The sequence below is a fragment of the Methylohalobius crimeensis 10Ki genome (genome assembly GCF_000421465.1).
Taxonomy (GTDB): Bacteria; Pseudomonadota; Gammaproteobacteria; order Methylococcales; family Methylothermaceae; genus Methylohalobius; species Methylohalobius crimeensis.
This window is the reverse complement of record NZ_ATXB01000001.1, coordinates 1,605,533-1,628,278: the sequence shown is the minus strand read 5'-3', so window position 1 is coordinate 1,628,278 and position 22,746 is coordinate 1,605,533. Positions and strand designations below refer to the sequence as shown.

Genomic DNA, 22,746 nt, shown 5'->3' with positions numbered 1-22,746 from the left:
CTGGCTACTACATGCCCCGCTCGAAAATTGCCTGATGACTTAGTTTAAACTCCGCCAAGAGTTGGGATGTCACTTCCCCCGCTTCGCTGACAAAACAGACCGATCGATAATGCCCTTCCTCCAGCCCCAGCACTTCAACCGAGCGATTGGCCGGATCGACGATCCAGTATTCGGCCACCCCGAAGCCTTCGTACAGCTCCTTCTTCACTATGTAGTCGTAATGGACCGAGGAAGGTGAGATGATTTCCACTACCCCATCGGGTGCTCCGAAGATGCCCCGCTCCCGGATGATATCCCGGCGCGCTTCTCTGACCAGAACGATATCCGGCTGGACCACGTTTGCTTCGTCCAGGATCACGTCAACGGGGGCATCGAATACGTATCCCCATTGGTGGCGGCGCGCATATTCCAAGAGCAGAAACTCCAGATTGCGGGAACACCATTGATGTTCTATGGAGGGGGCGGGAGTCATGTCGCGTAATTCTCCTTCAATGATTTCATAACGTCTGTTATCCTCAAGGCGAAGGTAGTCCTTGTAGGTCCAGCGTTTTTCATGCAGATTGGCAACCATTGAAGCGGTCTCCACAAAGGTGTTATATAATAGTAGGTTATCAATACCCCATCCGCTCGGCAACCGCTTGCACTTTCGGCAAGACTCCTTCGATTTTTTCCCGATTGGCACTCGTCTTCCATTTATCCCTGCCGACTTTCGAAAAGGCATTGTAAGGATTTTGCAGGACCTCCCCGCAGTGGCGGCGCAAATGCGCATCGAAGGGTAGCTGACAACGGTTTCGATCCTTAAATTTTTTTACAGGGCGCGAACGGCATCCAATGCCCGGGCTTCTTCATCGGATCCCGGCCCCCAATCGTCGCTTTCGATGATCAGGACCGGAAAAGCCAGGGTCGGTCCTCGAGCGCTTTTGATTCTTGGCGCTGCAGAGCGGCATTTTGATGATAAATGGTCCAGGATCGCCATTTATCAAGTCATTCCGTCGGCACGATGAGAGAAAAGTATCTTCATCTCCACCTTGCTATCCATGAGCCAACAGTTCCAGATAGGTTTGCTCCAGCTCTCTAACGGGTTTGGTCGTAAATTCCCGTTCCACTTTTTCTCTTCCTGTCTGCCCCATCCGGCGGCGCAGATCGGGATCGTCAATCAGCTGCATGACTCTGTCTAGGAGGGCATGCATATCAGCTCTTTCCACCAAGAACCCGTTGCGGCCATGTTCGATGATTTCCGGTATCCCTCCCACGCGAGTACTCACGATCGGCTTACGGCAGGCCCCCGCCTCGATATTGATCAACCCGAAAGGTTCGTCCCAGCGCGATGGCATGACCAGAATATCGGAACTATGGTAGATATTTTCCACATCCTCTCGCCGGCCCAGGTAAAGGATGTCGGGGTGTCCTCCGATCTCGGCAAGCAATGCTTGCTCGGTATAATCGCCCTGTCCTCGTCTGCATTCCCCAACGATTAGAAACTTTGTCCCGGGCTTTCGCAGACTCAGCTCCTTCGCCATCCGAATGAATGAATCCACTCCCTTGATTTTTTTAATTTGGCCAATGAAGGAAACAACCGTATCGTCCTCCTCAACACCCAATTCACGCCGAATGGGATGCCCTCGATCAAATCGGTCCAATTCGATCGGATTGTAGATGACTTTTTTGCTTACTTGATCCGGCTTGGATGCCCGAGCGGTATAGTTGGAATTCGCTATGATTAAGCGAGACAGCTTGACAAAGGGACCCGCTTTCCTGACGACTACGTGATAATGAGTGACGATCGGCACCTTCATAAGCTTCGCGGCGAGAATTTCGGCCGAACGCCAATAAATGTGATTGGAATGCACAATTTCAAACCGATGCTTCCTGAGAAAGAGGGCGAACCGGAAACAATTTTTGAGATAAAAGCCGTAATCGACCGGTTCGGTCAGCTTCCCCCAGAAGTGATAGTTTACCCCCCAGCGATCCAAATCATTTACAATGGGACCTTCTTTCGGTAAAAGCACCCATGGCTCAAATCTCTCTTTATCTAAATTCTTTAGATTGGTAAACAGCACTCGACTGGCTCCGCCCCAATCTCCCGCACTTTCGGATAGATAGCAAATTTTTATTTTCCTCATTACGAATAGCCCATCTTTCCGGCGACGGTTTGTACAGTTGGCAATACTCGCTCGATCTTTTCCCGGTTGAGGGTCGCTTTCCATTTATCCTTTCCGATCCTGGAAAAGGCATTATAAGGTTTTTGCAGCACCTCCCCGGAATGCCGCCGCAGATGGTCGTCGAACGGAACCCGGCAATGAGCAAAAACGGTGGAAAAAGCCTCTATCGGATCATCGAGAATATCCTCGTAGAACAACTCGCACCAACGGTCCTGGGCTACCAAAGAACGAGCCTCCAGAATGGAGGCATTCATTTCCCGGTACTGAAACGCACAGACCTCTTCGATGGAGGTATCCCGATAGGCGCGCCAGCCGAGGGGCAGAAAAAAACACCAACGCTGAAAGCGACCGGCTTCTATATTCACCCTTTCCGGCAGCCGATCGGACCAGGTCCCGAAGACTTCCGCCCGCTTCCATCCTTCGATTAAAGAATGAATGTTGTCACCGGGATTACGTTTGACGTAGACGAAAAACGCATCGGGAAACAAGCGTAGCAAATAGGGAATGGATAAACCATTTTGGTTGTTCTTGTCGACGAAACGGCATTGTCCGGTGCGACTATAAAAAAGCCGGGCCACTTGCCGCCGATCACTCTCGGCGGCGCATTCCGGCGGGACGCCATGACTGTCCCAGTGACGTTCCTCGGGGGGATGCAAGTTCGCCCAAAAATCGTGAGTTTCCTTCTGCAAGGATCCCAGTCGGGAGGATTCGGAAAGCGTTTTGTAGACCAATGTGGTGCCGGCACGGCTGCAGCCGACGACGAATACCGGTTGTTTGACGATTGGGGCGGCCACATCGAACCATATTCCGCGGGCTATATGCAACGCTTTGGCTTGATAATATGCCACTGTCTTATACACTTTCTCTTCAAGCTCCCTCATGAAACTCCCCTATTGAAAAGGATTACCCGATGTACGATATCGCCGGATGGTTCGGTTCCAATTCTTCCAAGCTTAGCCCAGTTGAAGTGCTTAACGCCATGCTGGGAGAACGGCCCGAACATAATATTCACCAAGAGTTCGCATTGGCCTCGGCCCAGGCTGGTCGAACCGGATCCGCCGGGCCGATCAGCGCACTCATAACCGGTCATCCTCGTTGGCAAACCTCCGATCTGGCGACGAAGGCTGCCCGGGATGGCGATGCCTCTCTGTTGGCTCGTTTGTACGAGGAAAAAGGGCTCGCGACATTGGAACAAATCGGCGGCAGCTTCGCCCTGGCGCTCTATGATCGAGAACACGGGGAGGGACTGCTTGCCATCGACAGAATGGGTGTCGCTCCTCTTGCCTACGCTCAAGTTCCCGGAGGACTCTTGTTTGCCGATGATCTCGGGACCCTGCGACGCCACCCCACTATTGACGCTGAATCCGATCCTCAGGCGCTGTTCGCCTACTTGTATTTTCATATGATCCCGGCCCCTTTGTCGATTTATCGAGATATCCACAAACTGCTTCCGGGGCAATATCTTCGTTGTCGCGACGGGAAGCTGGAAAGCGGATTTTACTGGCAACCCTGCTTTCAGAACGATTCTCGTGCTGAACCGGAGTTGGCGCTGGCCTTGCGCAACGCTCTCAAACGATCGGTCGATCTTAGCCTTGAGCATCCCGCCACCACTGGCGCCTTTCTGAGCGGTGGCCTGGACAGCTCTACCGTCACTGGCTTGTTCAAGGAACTGGCACCCGATTCCGCCGAAGCCTTTTCCATCGGCTTTGCCGCCGAAGGCTATGATGAAATGGAATACGCTCGGGCCAGCGCACGCCATTTCGGCGTCCCTTTGCACGAATATTACGTCACACCGCAAGATGTCGTGGCAGCTGTCCCGAAAATCGCCGCATTCTACGACGAGCCGTTCGGCAACGCCTCCGCCGTCCCCACCTACTACTGCGCCCGGCTCGCCCGCGATCACGGGAAAACGCATCTACTGGCCGGCGACGGCGGCGACGAACTATTTGCCGGCAACGCCCGTTATGCCAAACAAGCATTATTCGCTTGGTACGAACGGCTTCCCCATTGGTTGCGGAACCGCATGATCGAGCCTTTTGTCGCTTTGAATCCTCCTTTCATGGGCAAGGTCAAAAGCTATGTGGATCAAGCAAAAGTTCCCATGCCGGAACGCATGGAAACCTATAATTTTCTCCATCGCACTCCGCTTGCCGAGGTCTTCGAATCCGAGTTCTTAGCTTCCGTCAATTCCGGTTGGCCCCTGGAGCACTTGCAGGAAATCTATCGCCGCCCCGACGCAACCATGCTCAAGTGCATGCTTTGGCTGGACTGGAAAATCACCCTGGCCGATAACGATTTGCGCAAAGTCAATCGCATGTGTCATTTGTCCGGAATGGACGTCAACTATCCCATGCTGCAGGATCCGTTGATTCGTGCAGCTCCCCGAATTCCCGACCGCCTGCTAATGCGCGGCTTCGAACTGCGCTCTTTTTATCGCCGGACCTGGCAGGACTTTCTCCCTCCCGAAACTCTTAATAAAAGGAAGCATGGATTCGGCCTTCCGTTCGGCGTATGGTTGCAATCGGACTCCAAACTCCAGGAACTCGCCTATACGAGCCTGGAACACCGCTCGCTTTCCGGAATTATCCGAAAAAACTATTTGCACAACCTGAAACAAGCCCATCAAAGCCGGCATGCTTCCTATTACGGGGTGATAATTTGGATCCTGATGATGTGGGCTCAATGGTTTGAGCACCATTAAGGATGCCCTTCGCGTCGCACCCCCACTATGAAAGGACGCACTTTCGGAACCGTTCCGGATTCACGCTCCTCTACCGGTTGCTCTAGCAATTCCTTTCGTGCGATCACCTTGGCCAACACAATCAGCGCAATCAAATTGTAATAAAGGTCGAAATAAGCCAGACCCAAAAACGCTCCGGAAGCGGCGTACCCGACTAAACTGACCTGGAGCATAGAAGCAAGATCGTAAATCCACTTCAGGTCTTCCCGTTTTTTGGTTTTCCGCATTATCCATCGACAACTGCGCCAAGCGCTGTACCCGATGGCTAAAAACAAAGCCAAGCCGATGAAACCATGCTCTCCCAGCACTTCGAAGTAAATACTGTGGGCATCGTGAACATCTCCCGGAATAGGTGCATACATGGCAAACGTAGGCGCTTTAAAGCACTCGAATCCGCCACCGAAAAATTGATCCTTGGCCAGATAGAAAGCCATCCACCAAGAGTTGATTCGTCCCATGGCGGAAGCATCTTGTTCAAAGTTCTTAATACTTGCCATTCGCTCATGCCAGGGTTCGGGCATGAAGACATAAATAAGCGGAAGTGCGATCAGCAAAAAAAGGAGAAGGGTCCAGGTATGACGGCTGTTTCTGATCAAAAACAGCGACATTGCCGCGACACCCAAAAAAGCACCCCGAGATTGGGTACCCACCACCGCAATTAAACACAAAAGTATGCCCATCAAAAGCAGGTGCTTGACCCACATTTTTTCGACGTTCAATTGACAGTAACGCAGCAGTGGAATCGTCATAATCAACGCCAAACCGATTTCATTGTTCCCACCGATAAAAGTCCCTTCCGGACCATAAACAGCATACGCACCGCCCGTCAGTATCGTAAAAACCCCTCCTTTGAATCCATAGAAGCCTAAAGATAGCGCTATCACCCATACCCAAGCCAGAATCCGCCAGCGGGTAGTCATGATCATCATGCTCACGAAAGTCATCAGTTGGATTTTCCAAACCTTGTCCCACTGCTCCCAAGCCAGATCGGGAAACAGAGAGAACAAAGTGGTTACAAACATCCACAATGTAAAAACGAGCAATAGGATCGTCTCTGCCGTCCACGGGATTTTCTTGGGCTCTTTCGAGAGCAACAGAGCAAACATCGTCGTCAAAGCAACGATTTGAGCATAAGGGAAATCATGAGCGAATTCCCAGGAAAGCTTATGCGGATTCAAATAACCCAACCATGCCCACATCAGAATTCCGATTTCCGGCCGCTTTAAAATGAACGGCAGGGAAGCAAAGACAACCAAAGTGACGAAAACGTCACGCAAGGGCAACCCCATCATTCGCCTCCCGTCAATTCGTTGAACATCCGCACCAATTGAACAACCCGTTTATTCCAGTCGTTATCAGCGGCATAGGCAATAAGCGCATCACGGTTCCATTTCTTCCGCATGGCTCCATCTATGGCTCTCTTCAGCGCATCGGCGTCGCTCAATGGAATTATGGTGCCCAGATCATCCCGACAGACCACCTCTCGATTCCCCCCTACCTCCGTGGTGATAACCGGCAGGCCACAAGCCATCGCCTCCAGAAAAACGTTGGCCCAGCCTTCGTTGGCAGTAGCTAGAACGAACACATCGGCTGCCGAAAGAGAGCGTTTCAGCCTTTCCGGCGGCAGCGGTCCCAAAAAACGCACATGCTTTTCCAGCCCCAACCGCATCACCTGCGCCTGCAATGATTCGGTCATATCCCCTTCCGGACTAGCGCCGCCCACCACCAAGTACAGCAAATCGGGATATTTCCGCAATAAAAACGGCAAAATTTCGATAACCCGTTGCTGCCCTTTGCGCGGCACCAGTGCCCCCACGGTGATCAGAACCTGTGCATTTTGCGGAATCTTCAATTCCCGGCGTGCTTTATCACGGGGCAAGGGATAAAACTTTTCGGTATCCACACCATTACCCACCACTTCGATCTTCTCCGCTTCCACCCCCATCGACACCGCATGGTTTTTCAGCGATTCGGAAACCGAAAACACCCGGCTGGCCCCGTCGAGCGCCTTTAAAATCTTTTCGCGCCGAATCGGATCTCTGGACAAGGGGACTTCGGTACCTCGCAAAGTGACGGTAACCGGGACGTTGAAACGCCGACCCAATTGAACAGCGGCATAGCCGTCCGGATAAGCAAAATGGGCGTCGATCAAATCAAACCCCGAAGTTTTCTGTATTCTTTTAAGTAAAGGCCCGCACGCTGCAGCCATGAAAAACCCGTCCCACCCCTTGAAATAGCCTGGAACGGAAATAAACTTGGGATAGTAAACGGAAATCCCCTGCTGTTTCTGAAAAGCGGGAGCCGGGGGGCGAAAATGCGGTCGCATCCATCGGATCAATGCTTGACCCGGAAACCAAGGCTGGGGAGAAATCACTTGTAGAGGCAATTTCTCAGCCACCCGAAACATCCGCTCGCGGATGAACAGCCCGGCTTGAGGGCGGGCCGATGAAGGAAATAAACTGGATAAAACCAGGATACTAGGTGGCTTACGGCTCATTATCTTAAAATCATCCAAAAATTCCTACAACTCAGACCTTCATGAGATGGTTTTGAATGTTTTGCCCCGTCTATGACGCACCCAATCCACCCCGGCCTTCTAGTTTCTTAGCCTGGAATTCAGTTGGAGGCCTGTCCTTACCGAATCCGGAAAGATTGAAGACAGCTTCAAAACGACTGGGCCTTATAGGCCCCCAATAATCGAGTGTATAGCTGATCGCAAATATCAGTGACATCTTGTCTCAACGTGGGAGCATTATGGAGGCAGATGGAACGCGAATTGATAAATTTTGTGATGCTTTTGGAAAATTTCAAATGATGTGCCGTAAATAATCGCTGTACTTCTTCTTCAGGCCGTTTCACCAAGGTATCATAGTGAACCAATTCGACCCGTTGATCGTCAGCAAAGTCCTGCTCGAAAAATCGAATATTGCGAAAATACCATTGAATCGCGGCTGCATTGGCATCATCCAACTCGCTCCGGGTCAGGCGCACAACCAAATTGTGAGTTTCATCCGACATCTGTTCTCCCAACCAGCCGTCCGAGTTTTTGTCCCGAGCAATTCGTTTTACTTGGGCCGCCTGATTGCGAAATGATTTAATCATCGAATTCACCACATCGTTGTAGTGGCGAAACATCCATACTCCCCTGCTTTGCGGAAACGTCGCCAACAAATCTCTCAATTTCTGCGACTCCATTAAACATTTCAAAACCACCACTTCGGCCCGAGAACGTTTAACAAGTTCTTGAATATGAGGGATATCGCGCAAGTGATAATTTACAAATGCTCGTGGATCCCGTTCATGAAATACCTCGGTTTGGAGACTTCGTTCCAAGACATCCATTAACATATTAGTCCCGGATCGCTGCACTCCGGCGACGAATAAAACGCGAGCTTGTTGTTGATCCATTCTTTGGATCCATTGGAAGATTGGCTTACGTGCGAGCAGGAGCCATCGATCATAGCGTTCATATATTTTAGAAATGAAATCAGCGCTTTTCATAAACCGGACCTATCGCCAAGACCAATTTTCTGTGACCTACAAACATATCGGCTCGCCCCTTATTTTTTAAGCGACTGATACACCTTGCAATATCGTGAAACGCTCGCTTCCCAGTTGCGCTCATTCTCTACGAAACGGCGTCCGGCTTCCAAAATGATTGACCAGGTTTTCTTTCGTTCCATAGCCTCTAAGACGGCATTGGCCAAAGCGCCCGTATCTCCTGCTCTAAATAATAGGCCGTTTTCTCCCGACCGGATCAATTCCCGGTGACCGCCCACGTCCGATGCGAGGACAAGTTTGCCCTGGGCCATGGCTTCCAATGGCTTCAACGGCGTGACCAATTCGGTCAAGCGCATGGGGAGACGGGGATAAACGAAGATATCCACCAAATCGTAGTATTGCTGTACTCGATCGTGCGGTACCCTGGCGGTGAAAATCACGGCTTCTTCTACCCCGAGCGTGCGACTGGCAGCCCGGAGTATCTCCGCTTGGGGACCTCCGCCCACCAACAGCAATCGCGCGTCGGGTTGGTAGGCCAGAATTTTGGGGAGCGCCTCCAGTAACAACACCAATCCCTCATAGGCATAGAATGAACCGATAAAACCCAACACGGTTTTTCCTTCCAGCCCAAGGTCGTGGCGAAGCGCCTGATCCGGCTTACGTCCGAAAGGAAAGCGGGAAACGTCCACCGCATTGGGAATCACCGTGATTTTGCTTTCGGCAATGCCGCGAGAGGCGATATCCCGCTTGAGCCCTTCACAGATGGTGGTCACCGCATCGGCACGGCGAAACACATGGGTTTCCAAGGCCCGGGTAAGCCGGTAACGCAATCCGCCTTCCCTTGCGGTGCCGTGATCGACCGCCGCGTCTTCCCAGAAAGCCCGGCATTCGTACACCACCGGCAGGCGATGGCGCCGTCCGGCCCGAATCGCCGCCCAACCGTTCAAAGCCGGAGAATGGGCGTGGAGGACGTCCGGCTTAAGCTGTGGGATCAACTCATCGAGCCGTTTTTCCAGGGCGCGCACCACCGCCCATTGGTCGATCAGCGGCAGACGACTCAACCAGGAAGACAAGGAAGGCGTCCGGTAAAAATCGAAACCGGATACCGTCTCGATCGGCGTCCCGTTGCCTCGATGTTTGGGAGAGGTCAGCTGAAACGTCTCGAACCCCAGTTTCCGCTGCTGCCCGAGGATGGCGCAAGTGCGAAAGGTATAGCCGCTGTGCAAAGGGAGCGAATGATCCAGGATATGGAGAATGCGCATTCAAGCTTGCCTTAAAAAAGACTCGAACATCAGCAGCGACCAAATCGGCGCGCTATAGTCGCGCAATCCCCTTTGGTGCTGATCGACCATGGTATGGAGAAATGCCGGGTCGAACCATCCCGAATCCAACATTCTCTCACCTAAAAGGGCAGAACGCACCTTCTCTCGAAGGGGACCCCGGAACCAAGCCGCCAAGGGAACGGCAAATCCCATTTTGGGGCGATACAGGACGTCGTCGGGCAAATGCGGCTCCAACGCTTTTTTGAAAATATATTTGCCTTCCCGGCCCCGCAGTTTGTAATCCGGCGGCAATGTGGCCATCCATTCCACCAGCGGATGATCCAAAATCGGCACGCGCACCTCCAGTGAGTGCGCCATGCTCGCCCGATCCACTTTGGTGAGGATATCCCCGGGTAGATAGGTTTTCAGATCCAAATACTGAACGCGGGACAAAGGATTTTCGGGGGCGTTTTCGCCATGCCGGCGCAGCACCTCGACCGCGTGATACCCGTCTAATTGTTTCTTGAATCGCCCGCTGTAAAGATTCTGGCGCAGCCCGTCCCCCATCACCGAAATACTGTGGAAATAGCCTTCCACGGAATCACGCGCCAGCGCTTCCAAGGTGGATTTGGCCCGCAAAAACTTGGGCGCCCAATCCATTTTAGGATAAATCTTGCCAAGCGTACCGAACAGAGGGCGACGAATCGGCGAAGACATCAAAGAACGCATGCGCTCTTCATACGCATGCCAGCGGTAACGGCGGTAACCGGCCAGGTTTTCATCGCCACCGTCGCCCGACAAGGCCACGGTCACCTGCTGACGGGCGAGTTCGCATACCCGGTAGGTGGGAAGCGCGGAACTGTCGGCGTAAGGCTCGTCATAGAGACCGGAAAGCCGGTCGATCAGGGAGAACTCCTCCGGATCCACCTGCTGGATTCGATGCCGAGCCCCGTAGCGGCGAGCCACATGCTGGGCGTATTCGGTTTCATTGAAGGCCGGGTCGCCGAAGGCGATGGAACAGGCATCCACGGGGTCTTTCATCAGGCCGGCCATCATCGCCACCACCGCGCTGGAATCCACCCCTCCGGATAGAAAGGCGCCCAAGGGGACGTCGGCGATCAGCCGGACCTCCACCGCCTCGCGAAGACGTTCGATCATTCCCTCCATCGCTTCCGACTCGCTGAGAGTCGCCCCGGGTTCGAAACGCACGTCCCAATAACACTTAGGCGCGGGCATGGCTTCTCCCTGCCGCATCACCAGATAATGCCCCGGCGGCAGCTTGTGAGCACGACGATAGATGGTGCGCGGATCGGGAATGTAACCGTAGGCGAAATAGTCTTCCAGCGCCAGCGGATCGAGCTCGCGAGAGAACTTGGGATGGACCTTGAGCGCCTTGAGTTCGGAGGAAAATCCGAGCCAGCCGTTTTCCATTTCGGCATAATAAAGCGGCTTGATCCCCAGCCGGTCGCGAGCCAGAAACAGGACTTTTCGCTCCCGATCCCAAAGACCGAAGGCGAACATGCCCCGAAGGCGCTCCACGCAACGCTCTCCCCATGCCAACCAGGCATAGACGATGACCTCGGTATCGCAATGGGTGCGGAAGGTATACCCCAACGCTTCCAGCTCACGGCGCAACGATGGAAAATTGTAAATTTCGCCATTGTAGGTCACCGTCACCCGGCCATCGGGGGTGGAAAGCGGCTGGGCGCCGCCGGCCAGATCGATGATGGCCAAGCGCCGATGGGCAAGGCCCACCCCCGCTTCCACATGCCTTCCCTCCCCATCCGGACCACGATGGAATTGGGTTTGATTCATCCTGCCGAGCAGTTCCCGGTCGACTTCCCGGCGCTCCTTGAGATCAAGCAATCCAACAATGCCGCACATTTACGATATCCTTAAACAATTGTCATAAATCCGCTGATACTGGACGACCATGGCAGCCAAGCTGAAATCGGCCTGAACACGCTGCAATCCAGCTTCCCCACATTGGCTGCGAAGCGTTTCCGATTCCACATAACGCACCAAAACCGCAGCCATCGCATCGGGATCGGCGACCGGCACCAAGGTGCCGCTCACTTCATGCCGCACCAATTCCGGATTCCCCCCCGCCTCGGTGGCGATGACCGGCAAACCGGTGGCCATCGCCTCCAAAATAGTGTTGGAAATTCCTTCCGCCCGGGAGGGAAGCACGAAAAAATCCAAGCCGCGCAGAATCGCCGGGATATCGCCGCGCTCCCCCGGCAACCAGGCGGACTTCTGCATCCCGGCCTGTTCCAGAAGATCGATACACTCCTGCCGCAGAGGCCCGTCGCCAACCGCGATCAACCGTGCCTTCGCCTTCAGTTCGGGGCGATGATTTTCCAACAACCGGATAAACGCCTTGACCAAAGTCGTCTGGTCCTTGACCCCGTGCATCCGACCCACGGTGCCGATCCGAACCGAATTCGGGTCGCTGAACGGGCACCCCGGGATCGCCTCCCTGCCCGCCTTGGGCGGATGGAATTTAACCGTGTCTACGCCGTTGCAAATCCGAGTAATCTTGCGCGGCGTCACTTTGACCCGCGTGACCAAATAATCCTCCAACTGTCTGGAAAGCGGAATATAGGCATGAATCAAAGGACGGAATGCGCGCCGGAGCCATCGGTATTTAACGTTGGTTCCGTCCGGATCGAACACATCCCAGCCGTGCTCTCCGTGGATTCGAATCGGGACGCCCGCAAGCCAGGCGGGCAACTGGCATTCGAGGGTCGCCAGATTGCGAGTATGCACGATCGCCGGGCGAAGCTGCTTGAATAATTTAAAAATTTTGTCGTACAACCCCATATCCTGTCCCGTCCGCTTATGGAGTTCGTAGATTTCCACTTCACGGCGGATACGCTGCTTGAAAGCATCCGATTCGGTCAGGCAAACGATGGCGTGGCGGTATTTTTCCTCCGGCAGATGGTTGATCAGATTGACCAATCCGTTTTCCAGCCCACCGACGCCGAGGCGATGTATGACATGGACGATTAGGGGGGGCGCCATAAGCTATCGATTCCGAGCCGTTCTCTGCAACGACCGCCTGATCGCGGGCAGCATTTCGCCGCTAAAATCCCGCAAGATCTGGGCGGCCCGCTCAGGCGTGTCTCCGTATTCGGCCGCCATCACGATACCGGCGGCATCCCGCGGATGTCCCAATAGCTTGTCGCGCGCTTCCAGCAATTTGGCCCAATGATCGTTGGCGGTGAATCTTCCGGACACCCAGTTCCAGCGCCAAACCAGAAGTTTTTGACGGGCGGACTCCAGGATCCCTTCGCGCAACCGCAAAGTTCTGTGCGATAAGACCACCTCCCGCGTTTTCTCCCATGGCATTTTCCAAACCGGATGCTTCTGCGGAATCAGAATGTTCTGGGAATTGACCAACTCTTTGCCTTGGGCCTGGGTGCGATAGTAGAGAACGTACAATTCAACTTGCCGCTCCCCGTCGGTGTAGACCGCCTTGGCCTTGGCGTCCGGATACAGATAGCGCGGTTCCCAGGAAGTCAGGTTCCCCTCGACCCGTCGCCAGACACTCTCCCCCTCCGGCAGGGACACGCCGACCGGTGCCGTCTTCGAAAGAGCCAAATCGCGCAGATAAGCGGCATGCACGGGCCATACCGTCAGGAGGAACAAACCGATACAGGCTATCAGCACATGGGATTTTAGGTTCACCTCTCCGGAGGGAGGGCGGACACAGGGGTCCGCCCCTACGTTTTTTGGGTGTGGGCGGATTTGCGGGTCCCTTCCGACATTTGTCATTTGCATGCGGGTCTGCGGTTCCGCGTCCCCGTCTATGCTTTGTAGGGGCGAACCTGCGTGTCCGCCCTTATCCGCCTGTCCGGACGATTTTCCCCTCTCCGGTTCATCCTCCTGCCAAAAGGAACCGATCCAGAACATCAACAGCATCACCAGGCCGAAAAACACCCAGCCATAGATGTAGTGGTCCACCCCCAAGGCCAGCTGCATATCGGAAAAATGAGCGATCATCACGATCATATAGGCCCTGAGACCGTTGGCGATAACGGGGAAAAAAATCGCCAGTCCGACAAACGCCAAGCGCCGCCAAAGAGAGCGATAACTCAAATAGGCATAGAGACAGCCGACGGTGATGGAGGCGATCAGATACCTGAGGCCGCTGCACCCTTCCACCACCGACCAATCCCCCGAGGGAATACTGAAAAAGGTTCCCTCGCGATAAACCGGAATTCCGGTCAGTTCGATCATCATCACGGTGAAATCGGCGGTGAAATCCATGAGCGGCGGGATCAGGAATTCGCCGAAGGGAACGGCGAAAAACAGGAAACCCAAGGGGAAGACGATTTCTCGGATGATCTTCCAACCGAGAATGCTCCAGGTCAGGGCAATCCACATGGCGATGAAGGCGAACTGCTGAACCACCCGAACATCCACCACATTGGCCAGCAGCCAGCCGAATCCGAGGACCGCCAAAACCGGCAACCCGCGCCAGTCGGGCCGCGGAGTCAATCCACCCAATTCTCGTCGGCGGCGCCAGATCAGATAGGCACTGATGGGAAAAATCAAAAACCCGTGGGCGAAGGTTTCCGAGCGCTCCCAAATCTCGACCATGGCGTAAAAAGTCCGCCAATAAAAGGCAAACAGCACCGTCACCCCGATTCCCAACGCCAACAGAGGGATTCGCCAGTTTCGAGAAACCACCCCCATTTCCGATGCGCGATTTCGGCTCAGACGGGTTGTGTTCATAACACGTCCAAAAGTGTGTCCAAGCGTTCCAGATGCCTTTCCCAACTATAGCGCATTTCCACAAACCTCCGGTTGCCGGCGGAATATCGGGGCAAAAAATCCCGCTCGGTCAAAGCCCGGATAGCCAGATCGGCCATGACATCGGGGTCGTCGGCCACCTCCACGGAAAAACTCGATGCAAGAGGCTGTTTACCAACAGTCTTTGACGCCCGATAAGAGGCCGGGGGATGGCCTGAAGGGCGTTCGCGCCCCCCCTCCCTTGCCCTCCCCCCATTGGGGGGAGGGTTGGGTGGGGGGGAGCCCCCAGGGAAGGGTTCACGGCGTCCCTGAAGGCCATCCCCCGGCCTCTCCACCCCGGGAAAGCAAGCTCCAAGATCCAGTCCGTCCATGGCCATCGAGGTAGCCAGCACCGACTTGCCCATGGCCCATGCCTCCAGCACTTTGTTCTGAATGCCTCGGGCGATCCGTAGCGGCGCCACCGCCAAGCGGGCATGGGCCAGATAGGGGCGGATATCTTCGACCGCGCCGGTCACCACGACGCCCTCGCGGCGACCGAGGGCCTTGACCGCCTCGGCGGGACGGGCGCCGACGATGTAGAAACGGGCTTCCACGTGATATTGCAGTAGTTTGGGAAATACCCGGTCGGCGAACCAGCGCACCGCGTCGATGTTGGCCCAGTAATCCATGGCGCCGGTGAAAACGAATACCTGTTCACCGGGGTGATAGGGCGAGGAAAACTCGCGCCCGCCCTGGAAATACTCCAGATCCACGCCGTTTTCCACGTAATCCACCTTGCCCGTCGCCTCCGGGGCCAATCGTTTAAACAATTCCGCCTCGGCCGGCGAAACGAACAGATTGAGATCAAACGACTTCGCCACTTGTCGATCATAGGCCAGGAGTTTCTCCCCTTCGCGACGGTAAATCCAGCGACTCCAAACCGGCTTGCTGGCGGCGTATTGGCGCCACTTGTCCGAATCCACATCGACGTAATCGATGATTTTGGGCAACTCCCAACGCGGATCGACGAACTGGGCCATGGCGGAGGAGAATACGAAGGCCGCATCGATTTTGCCGGCATCCGCCAACTCGCGGACCCAATTGGCCATGCGCGCGTTGGCATAATACGGCAGGGTCAGCGGCCGATCCCGCAACAAACCGGTCAGGCTTTTCAAGGTCGCCCAACGCCGAGGTAGATTTAGAATCAAAGCATCCCGGCTGTATTTTTTCACCGCTTCGGCGTGCCGCCAGTCCCGGGGATCGTCGATGAAGGTCCCCAAATACACCTGATGCCGACTGGCAAAATGCTTGAGCCAGTGAAAAGAGCGAATCTTGTCCCCCTTGTTGGGCGGATAGGGAATTCGATGGGTCAGGTAGAGAAGATTCGCCATCTAGCCGAGACTCCGCGCCAACCAGGGCCCGATCAGTTTGCTGACCGGCAAAGGGAGTTTCTGCCAGGCTTGAATGAACAGCCGGTATTTGGGGTTCAAGGGATTGATGTCCGGCAGTTCCTTGGCCCGGATCAATTCGTATTCGTAGTGCAACGGCTGGGGCTCGAAACCCCAATGGGTCTTGAAACGGTAAGAACCGGTGCCTTTTTTGCTGCGGCCGTAATCGAAGGTTTTCACCCCTTTCTCGACCGCCCGCCGCATCACCTCCCAATACATGAAATCATTCGCCTTCAATTGCCGCGCGGCGGTGGACCCTCCGCCGTAATAAGGCAACACTTCGTCGCGGAAATAAAAATTCATGACCGCGGCCACCGGCTCGCCTTGGTATTCCACCATCAGGATTTCGCACATCTTGCCGAAAGTGTCTTTCAAACTGCGAAAATAGGATTTGGGAAATACCGGGGTTCCCAGATTACGCACGCTTTCCGCGTAAATCTCGTAAAAGCGGTCCACCGACTCGTCGATCACGCTTTCCAAACCGGCTTGGATGCCTTTTCGTATCATGGCCCGCTGTTTTCTGGGGATGGCCTTCAGATTAGTCTCCGGATCCGGATCGAGGGTTTTGCGAAAAGTGACATAAAGGTCCTTGACAGGACGACCCGCCCCCGAAGGTTGAAGATTGCGCAGTTCCAGATGGTCGACGTTCAAATCCCGCGCCAGATCACAGGCGGCAGCCTCCAAAGCGTCTCTGACGGCGGGGTCCCCGGCCACCGATCCGCCATAGACGCAGAACGGCGTGGATATGAGCGCATTGGAAAACAAACGGCTACGAATATGGCCCAAAGGCAAAATACCGACGATTTCACCTGCCTTCTCCGCGTAAAGATAATAAGTGGCGTGGCCGAGAGCGTTTTCCAGCACCTTACGCCAATCGGAAAGATGAAAAAAAGTGGCCTCTGGCCGATCCGCCACGAACGCATCCCAGCGACCGGCGTCGGCCGAAGTGAATACTTTAACTTCCATTAGGCAACCGATTGATTAAAAAAGACGTTTTCCATCGTATCCCAGCTAAAATCCCGCAGTAGCCGTTCCAGGCGGGATTCCATCCGCGCCAGGTTGAGATAGTGACGCAGGCGGGTTTTGAGTTTTAAGTCGGCGGGGCGAGGCTGGTCCGAGTCGATTTCCCAAGGATGGAAATAAAACACCGCCGGGCGCCCTTCCCCGTTGATTCGGTTCAGAGCCCAACGAGAGAAGCGGTAAGGATAAAGGCGGAAATAGCCTCCGCCGCCGCAGGGAAAATTCCGCTTGCCCAATCGGATCGTACTGACGGGGATTTCGGCAAGCCCGGGGGCGTTATCCGGATAAAAAAGAAAACGGGGCGCCTCGGGCATCCCGTAAAGATCGTGCTTGACCGGATAGATGCTGGAGCTGTATCGGAACCCCGATTCCTCGAGCACCTTCAGGGCCCATAGATTGCCGCGACCGATGGAATAGCTGGCGGCGCGGTAGCCGGTCACTTCGACCCCGCCCACCTCCTCGAGAATGGCTTTGGCCCGGGTCACGTCCCGGCGAAATGCCTCCGGGGATTGCCGGGTGACCCGCACGTGGGCGTATCCGTGACAGGCCAATTCATGACCGCGGTCGACGATTTCGCGGATCAGATGGGGATAACGTTCGGCCACCCAACCCAAGATGAAGAAGGTCGCTTTTACCTCGTGTCGATCAAAAAGATTCAAAATGCGCTCGGTGTTGGCAACCACCCGGTGGGGCCAGCGATCCCAATCCGCGCTATCGATATGCGGCTCGAAGGCGGAGACTTGAAAATAGTCTTCCACATCCACGCTCATGGCGTTGCAGGGTTGGCTTGACATGTCAAAGCAACTTTTTTTCGATGACCTGAACGATCCGCTGCGCCGCCTTGCCGTCCCAGCGCGCCGGAATCCGCCCGCGCTTGCCGCCGCCGTTCAGAATATCTTCCACGCAAGTAAAAATCGCATCGGGATCGCTGCCCACGAGGGTATTGGTACCCTCGGTAATCGTTATGGGGCGCTCGGTGTTTTCGCGCAGGGTCACGCACGGAACCCCCAAGGCGGTGGTCTCTTCCTGGAGGCCGCCGGAATCGGTCAGAACCAGACGCGCGGAGCGAATCAAGCCCAGCATTTCCAAATAGCCTAACGGAGGCGTCGAGATGATCCCGGACGCCGCGATCAGGCCATCCAGACCGAAGCGTTCGATCATCTTGTCGGTACGCGGATGGCAGGGGAATATAATTGGCATGCGCCGACTGATTTCCGTCAATGTTTGCAGCAAACGCCCCAAAACTTCGGGATCGTCGACGTTCGATGGCCGGTGCAAGGTGAGGACTGCGTAGTCAGAGGCGTTGTTGTTTGAGTTGAGAGGCCACTTTCGGCCATGCCGGGCCAATGTCTCGGCGGGAGGAAACGCTTGATCCAAATGCCCCAGCAGGGAATCGATCATGACGTTGCCGACGAAATGGATTTTATCCTCGGCGATTCCTTCGCGGAGCAGATTGTCTCTCGCCGCACGTTCGGTGGTGAACAAAAGCGCCGAAAGCTGATCGGTCAGGACCCGGTTGATTTCTTCCGGCATGGTACGATCACCGCTGCGAAGACCTGCTTCGACATGGATCAAGGGCACCTGTTTTTTAGCCGCAACCAGACCACAGGCGATGGTCGAATTGACATCCCCCACCACCAACACGGCGAAGGGTGCCGCATCCTCCAACACCGGCTCGAAACGCTGCATGATTTGGGCGGTTTGGACCGCGTGACTGCCGGAACCGACCTCCAGATCCAGATCCGGCTCCGGAATACCCAGTTGTCGGAAAAAGGTGTCCTTCATCGCCTCGTCGTAATGTTGGCCGGTGTGGACGAGGATCGGATCGATGGTTCCTGGTCGCTCCAAAGCCGTATAGATAGGGGCGATTTTCATGAAATTGGGCCGCGCCCCCACCACACACACGAGTTGTGGTCGCCGCTTCATGCATTCTCCTGGTGAGTTTGCTTCTTTGGTGGGGATTTCTCTCCCTCTGCATTTTTTGCTTCCTCCCGCCGGGAGGAAAGAGATGAAGTCACGGGAGGATTGGACGACAGCGTCTCCTCGAGTTCGTAAACCGAATCCATGTCCAATTGCAGCAGGATCGCCTTACGCAATAGGGCGCGTTCCTGCCGAATGATTTGCTGCATTTCCGCGACCGAACGCTCGAGTTTGGCGATGCGCTCCAAATAAGGGGTATCGATTCGTTCGGATGGCGTTGCCAGCGGTTCGCTATATACCGGGCTCACCGCCTCCTGTCCGGAGACGTCTCTAGGTGCTTCCTCTTCGATTTCCTCGATGACGGTCCCTACCGCTTGTTCATCAATCTCGTGGATTTCCTCCAAATAGGAAAACAACAGCAATCGATCGCACAGGGTGTTGATGGTTCGGGGAATACCGCCGGTGAATTCGTGCAGCCGCGCGAACGATTCCTCGGTGAAACCGGGGTCGGACTGCCATCCGGCCAGCTTCAAGCGATGGAGAATATAAGCCTGGGTTTCCTCCATGGTTAAGGGACGGAGGTGATAGGTGGCAATCACCCGCTGGCGCACCTGAGCCATATGCTCGTCTTGAAGCGCCAAGCGGAATTCGTCCTGTCCCAGGAGAAAGGCTTGAAACAAAGGCCGCCCGCTCATCTCGAAATTGGACAGCATGCGAAGTTCTTCCAGCGATTGCCGGGGAAGATTCTGAGCTTCGTCCACCACCAACAGGATCCGCTTGCCCTCGCGAGCCTTATCTTTAAAAAAGGCTTCCAAATTTCTAAGCAAGGTGGCTTTGTCGTCGCCGTCGTAGGACAGCCCGAAAGTGGCGGAAATGATTCTGAGCGTATCCTCCGCTCCCACTTGGGATGTGACCATCAAGCCGGCGACCACATTCTGAAGCTGGAGCGATTGAAACAAGGCCTTGACCAGCAAGGTCTTGCCGGTCCCCGGCATTCCGGTCACCACGATGAAACCTTCCCCTTGAGCCAAACCGTAGCGCAGATACGCCAACGCGCGTTTGTGCACCGAACTGTTGAAGAAAAATTCCGGATCCGGCGTCAGTTGGAAAGGTTTTTTGCTGAGTCGGTAATATTTCGTATACATAAATCAAAAAGTCATCGCGATGGCCGCAACCGCCCGGTTTTCCTGAAAATCCAAATCGGAAACGCTATCCGATGTTTGTTCCGAGTGTAGGTATTGCAAATAGGCGTTCACATCTGGCGTCAAACGCCGGGTGATGCGGAAGGAAGTCGTCCAAAAAGTATTGGTTAGATCGCCCTGGTTCTGCTGCCCTTGGGTGAAATCGGATTGCTGCCAATTGAAAAAGAGGGAGGCATTGGTCCGGGTTCCCCAGCGCCAATTCCAGCCTCCCGAAAAACCCAATATATCCGAATCGTTTTCCTGAACCTGGAAGGTTCGCTTCTCCACAAATACACGGGCATTGAAAGTATGTTTGGCGGTAAAGCCGGTAAACGACAATTGTCCGCGCTTGCGCACGAAGACTTCATCCACCAATTGAGGCAGATCGATCGCCACCAGGGCGGGCTGATTGGTGACCGGGTCCAAGACGGGGTTGCCGAATTGATCGGTCACCAGGAAAATCTGTTGTTCGGCGAGGACGGTTTGAGTCGTGGTGGTATCCTCGAAATATTGCCCTTGCCAAAGCGTATGGCGGGTGCGGTGCTGAAGCAGCCCGAAAAACACGTCACCGGTATTGGTCCCCACGTTGTTGCGTCGGTAAGTGCCCTGAAGCAGCGTTCTTCGAGAAGGCTGAATTCGGATTGTCGCGAAACTGTTGTTGCCGCCCCCCGCCTGCAGCATCAGCATGCGGCTGGGAGTCCAGGTCGCCCCGACGGTATAAAACAGGCCATTATTGTTGGTGTTGGTCCGGCTACGGAAAGAATTGTCTTGCCATCCTCCTTGGACGAAGGTACTGAACTTTCGGTGCCAACGGTAGCTTACTTGTCCAAAGGCGTTTCGGAATTGAACGTTTTGTCCCGAGGTCGAAGTGCGTATGCTTTCTCGGTTTTGCGCACCGATTTGCCAATTCAGAAGACTGAAGCGCCGCCCGCTTCGAAAAAAAACCGACTCGGTATGGTTCTGGGTATCCGATGCCTGCCCGCTGGAAGTGGTGGTGTAGTCATAACGCAAGCGCACCGCGCCATCGGCGTAGCCGCCAAAATGAGGCAGCCAATAAGGGCTCACGCTGACCGTATAGAAATTGGCGCGGTTGCCGGTATTGGAGAGATTGTCGGTCGTTTGTCTGCCCCGGGGATTGACCAGGGTTTGCCCGGCGGTGGCGCGGGTTTGCAGATAGACCGATTGGTCGATCACTTCCGCCGTGCTGTTGGCTTGCAGCTGATGGGCTTGTTGAAAGGTTCGGTTTTCCTGGGTGGACAATATATTTTGCATTCGGTAGTTGAGGTTCATTCGCACACGCGGGCCTTGAGGCCTGCTCGCACCACCCACGCCACCGAAGCCGCCTCCACCGAAGCCGCCTCCGCCGAGGCCACCCCCGAAGCCGCTCCCTCCGAGGCCACCGCCAAGGCCGCCGCCGCCAACGCCTCCAAGGCCACCTCCGCCGAAACCACCTCCGCCGAAACCGGCCCCACCAAGACCACCGCCAAGACCACCGCTAAGACCGCCTCCGCCGAGACCACCGCCAAGACCGCCTCCACCGAGACCGTCTCCACCGAGACTGCCTCCGCCGAGACCACCTCCGCCGAGACCACCTCCGCCGAGACCGCCGCCGCCGAGACCGCCGCCGCCGAAACCACCTCCGCCGAGACCGCCTCCACCGAGACCACCTCCTCGGCCAGTATTGGAAATAGAAATACCCGGATTGATTTCAGTCAGCCAGGCACTCTCGGCCTCGCCTTGCTGCAGACTGAAGTTATCAGTATAGGTTTCCCTAAGAATCAGGCTAGGAGTGATATACCAATCGGCACCCACGACAGGACTTTGCATTTCCAGCAACACCACTCCCAGCAGAATCCAACGGATGCGTTCCATGCTCGGTTATTCGCCGTAGTTGTAGTATCTGTAACCATAATAAGCGTAATACCCCAGCCCGAAACCTTGCATGGTTTTATTCAAGATACAGCCCACTATTTCGCAATCCGAAAGCATTTCGGTGGCCTCCTTGACGATGTGCTGAGGGGTGGATTCAGCTTCCACCACCAATACCACTTGTCCCACATGAGTCGCCAGGACACTGGCCTGAGTCGTCGCCAAAAGGGGTGGAGAATCGAAGATAATAACGCGGTCCGGATAGCGCCTCGACACCTCTTCCGCCAATTGCACCATTCCTTCGCTGGCCAGCAGTTCGGTGGCGTGGGAATGCCGACGTCCGGATGGCAGCAGGGTCAACTTGGGGATATCGGTTCTGAGCAAAGCCTCGGAAAATGTCGTTTCTCCTTCCAGCAAATCGATCAAACCCGGCCGATCGACTACCCCGAATATTCGGGAGGCAGCCGGCTTCACCACATCGGCATCCACCAACAGAACCGTCTTGTCTCGCTCCGCGGCAATACTCAGGGCCAGGTTGACCGCCGTAAAGGTTTTTCCCTCTCCCGGCAGACTGCTGGTCACCAGAATCAGGTTGGCATTGTCGATCCGGTTGCGCCCCTCTCCAAAGGCGTTCATCAACAAAGGACGCTTGATTAACCGATATTCCTCCGCCAAATTGCCATGGGCTGCATCGGGAGACAACATTCCGCGCGCCTCCAACTGCGCCACATCCACCTGAATCTGGGGAGCTTTATCCCTTAGTTCCGCAGCATGGCTGGAAGCCCCCCGAGCCGGTGCAGCCGCACTGCCAGAGACAGGCTCGGCCTCATTTTTTTCCGGCGCTTGCCCATTCGAGGATTCTTCCTGCTTTTCCAATGCCTTTTCAATCGTACTCACGACACCAAC

The 22,746-nt window shown here is 55.0% G+C and carries 20 protein-coding genes; 1 reads left to right on the top strand and 19 read right to left on the bottom strand.

Features of this window, described 5'->3' with window-relative positions:
* Positions 1 to 7: 7 nt before the first annotated feature.
* From H035_RS0108120 to H035_RS0108100, 4 genes are all read right to left on the bottom strand, one after another.
* Positions 8 to 571: a Uma2 family endonuclease gene (locus tag H035_RS0108120; RefSeq protein WP_022948494.1), complete on the bottom strand. Its 564-nt coding sequence runs from the start codon at positions 569 to 571 to the stop codon at positions 8 to 10.
* Between the two features lie 237 nt (positions 572 to 808).
* Positions 809 to 976 carry a hypothetical protein gene (locus H035_RS21980; RefSeq protein ID WP_022948492.1) on the bottom strand — a complete coding sequence of 56 codons (168 nt, stop codon included), beginning with the start codon at positions 974 to 976 and terminating at the stop codon, positions 809 to 811.
* A gap of 55 nt (positions 977 to 1,031) precedes the next feature.
* Positions 1,032 to 2,123, bottom strand: a complete 1,092-nt coding sequence (locus H035_RS0108105; protein ID WP_022948491.1) for a glycosyltransferase family 4 protein — start codon at positions 2,121 to 2,123, stop codon at positions 1,032 to 1,034.
* Positions 2,123 to 3,043, bottom strand: a complete 921-nt coding sequence (locus H035_RS0108100; protein WP_022948490.1) for a sulfotransferase family protein — start codon at positions 3,041 to 3,043, stop codon at positions 2,123 to 2,125. The genes H035_RS0108105 and H035_RS0108100 overlap by 1 nt, the downstream gene beginning before the upstream one ends.
* A 29-nt stretch (positions 3,044 to 3,072) precedes the next feature.
* Here H035_RS0108100 and H035_RS0108095 point away from each other — a divergent pair, with 29 nt between their 5' ends.
* Positions 3,073 to 4,863: an asparagine synthetase B family protein gene (locus tag H035_RS0108095; RefSeq protein ID WP_022948489.1), complete on the top strand. Its 1,791-nt coding sequence runs from the start codon at positions 3,073 to 3,075 to the stop codon at positions 4,861 to 4,863.
* Here H035_RS0108095 and H035_RS18815 read toward each other — a convergent pair.
* The 15 genes from H035_RS18815 to H035_RS0108020 form a co-directional block, all read right to left on the bottom strand.
* Complete coding sequence (locus H035_RS18815; RefSeq protein WP_152485992.1) at positions 4,860 to 6,194, bottom strand: putative O-glycosylation ligase, exosortase A system-associated; 1,335 nt, start codon at positions 6,192 to 6,194, stop codon at positions 4,860 to 4,862. The genes H035_RS0108095 and H035_RS18815 overlap by 4 nt on opposite strands.
* Complete coding sequence (locus tag H035_RS0108085; protein ID WP_235044622.1) at positions 6,191 to 7,228, bottom strand: glycosyltransferase; 1,038 nt, start codon at positions 7,226 to 7,228, stop codon at positions 6,191 to 6,193. The genes H035_RS18815 and H035_RS0108085 overlap by 4 nt, the downstream gene beginning before the upstream one ends.
* A 338-nt stretch (positions 7,229 to 7,566) precedes the next feature.
* Positions 7,567 to 8,403 carry a sulfotransferase gene (locus H035_RS0108080; protein ID WP_022948486.1) on the bottom strand — a complete coding sequence of 279 codons (837 nt, stop codon included), beginning with the start codon at positions 8,401 to 8,403 and terminating at the stop codon, positions 7,567 to 7,569.
* Between the two features lie 59 nt (positions 8,404 to 8,462).
* The gene (locus tag H035_RS0108075) at positions 8,463 to 9,665 is read right to left on the bottom strand and encodes a TIGR04063 family PEP-CTERM/XrtA system glycosyltransferase (RefSeq protein ID WP_022948485.1); all 1,203 of its coding nucleotides are present in this window, start codon (positions 9,663 to 9,665) and stop codon (positions 8,463 to 8,465) included.
* Positions 9,666 to 11,549: an XrtA/PEP-CTERM system amidotransferase gene (locus tag H035_RS0108070; protein ID WP_022948484.1), complete on the bottom strand. Its 1,884-nt coding sequence runs from the start codon at positions 11,547 to 11,549 to the stop codon at positions 9,666 to 9,668.
* The gene (locus H035_RS0108065; RefSeq protein WP_022948483.1) at positions 11,550 to 12,689 is read right to left on the bottom strand and encodes a TIGR03088 family PEP-CTERM/XrtA system glycosyltransferase; all 1,140 of its coding nucleotides are present in this window, start codon (positions 12,687 to 12,689) and stop codon (positions 11,550 to 11,552) included.
* 3 nt (positions 12,690 to 12,692) lie between these two features.
* Positions 12,693 to 14,405, bottom strand: coding sequence for an exosortase A (gene xrtA, locus H035_RS21975; protein WP_022948482.1), 1,713 nt, complete (start codon positions 14,403 to 14,405; stop codon positions 12,693 to 12,695).
* On the bottom strand, positions 14,402 to 15,793 hold the full coding sequence (locus H035_RS18810) for a TIGR03087 family PEP-CTERM/XrtA system glycosyltransferase (RefSeq protein ID WP_026596400.1): 1,392 nt from the start codon (positions 15,791 to 15,793) through the stop codon (positions 14,402 to 14,404). Before H035_RS18810 ends, xrtA begins: the two co-directional genes overlap by 4 nt.
* Positions 15,794 to 16,816: a FemAB family XrtA/PEP-CTERM system-associated protein gene (locus H035_RS0108050; RefSeq protein WP_022948481.1), complete on the bottom strand. Its 1,023-nt coding sequence runs from the start codon at positions 16,814 to 16,816 to the stop codon at positions 15,794 to 15,796.
* Entirely contained in the window at positions 16,816 to 17,664 is an 849-nt protein-coding gene (locus H035_RS0108045; protein WP_022948480.1) for an XrtA system polysaccharide deacetylase, read from the bottom strand. Before H035_RS0108045 ends, H035_RS0108050 begins: the two co-directional genes overlap by 1 nt.
* Before the next feature lies 1 nt (position 17,665).
* Positions 17,666 to 18,796 carry a non-hydrolyzing UDP-N-acetylglucosamine 2-epimerase gene (gene wecB, locus H035_RS0108040; protein WP_022948479.1) on the bottom strand — a complete coding sequence of 377 codons (1,131 nt, stop codon included), beginning with the start codon at positions 18,794 to 18,796 and terminating at the stop codon, positions 17,666 to 17,668.
* A complete protein-coding gene (locus H035_RS18805; RefSeq protein ID WP_022948478.1) occupies positions 18,793 to 19,935 on the bottom strand; it encodes an XrtA/PEP-CTERM system-associated ATPase in 1,143 nt (380 codons plus the stop codon). The genes wecB and H035_RS18805 overlap by 4 nt, the downstream gene beginning before the upstream one ends.
* Before the next feature lie 3 nt (positions 19,936 to 19,938).
* On the bottom strand, positions 19,939 to 21,243 hold the full coding sequence (locus H035_RS0108030) for a porin family protein (protein ID WP_235044559.1): 1,305 nt from the start codon (positions 21,241 to 21,243) through the stop codon (positions 19,939 to 19,941).
* 14 nt (positions 21,244 to 21,257) lie between these two features.
* A complete protein-coding gene (locus tag H035_RS21970; RefSeq protein WP_022948476.1) occupies positions 21,258 to 21,629 on the bottom strand; it encodes a hypothetical protein in 372 nt (123 codons plus the stop codon).
* Between the two features lie 220 nt (positions 21,630 to 21,849).
* Positions 21,850 to 22,737, bottom strand: coding sequence for an XrtA-associated tyrosine autokinase (locus tag H035_RS0108020; protein WP_026596397.1), 888 nt, complete (start codon positions 22,735 to 22,737; stop codon positions 21,850 to 21,852).
* Positions 22,738 to 22,746: the final 9 nt, after the last annotated feature.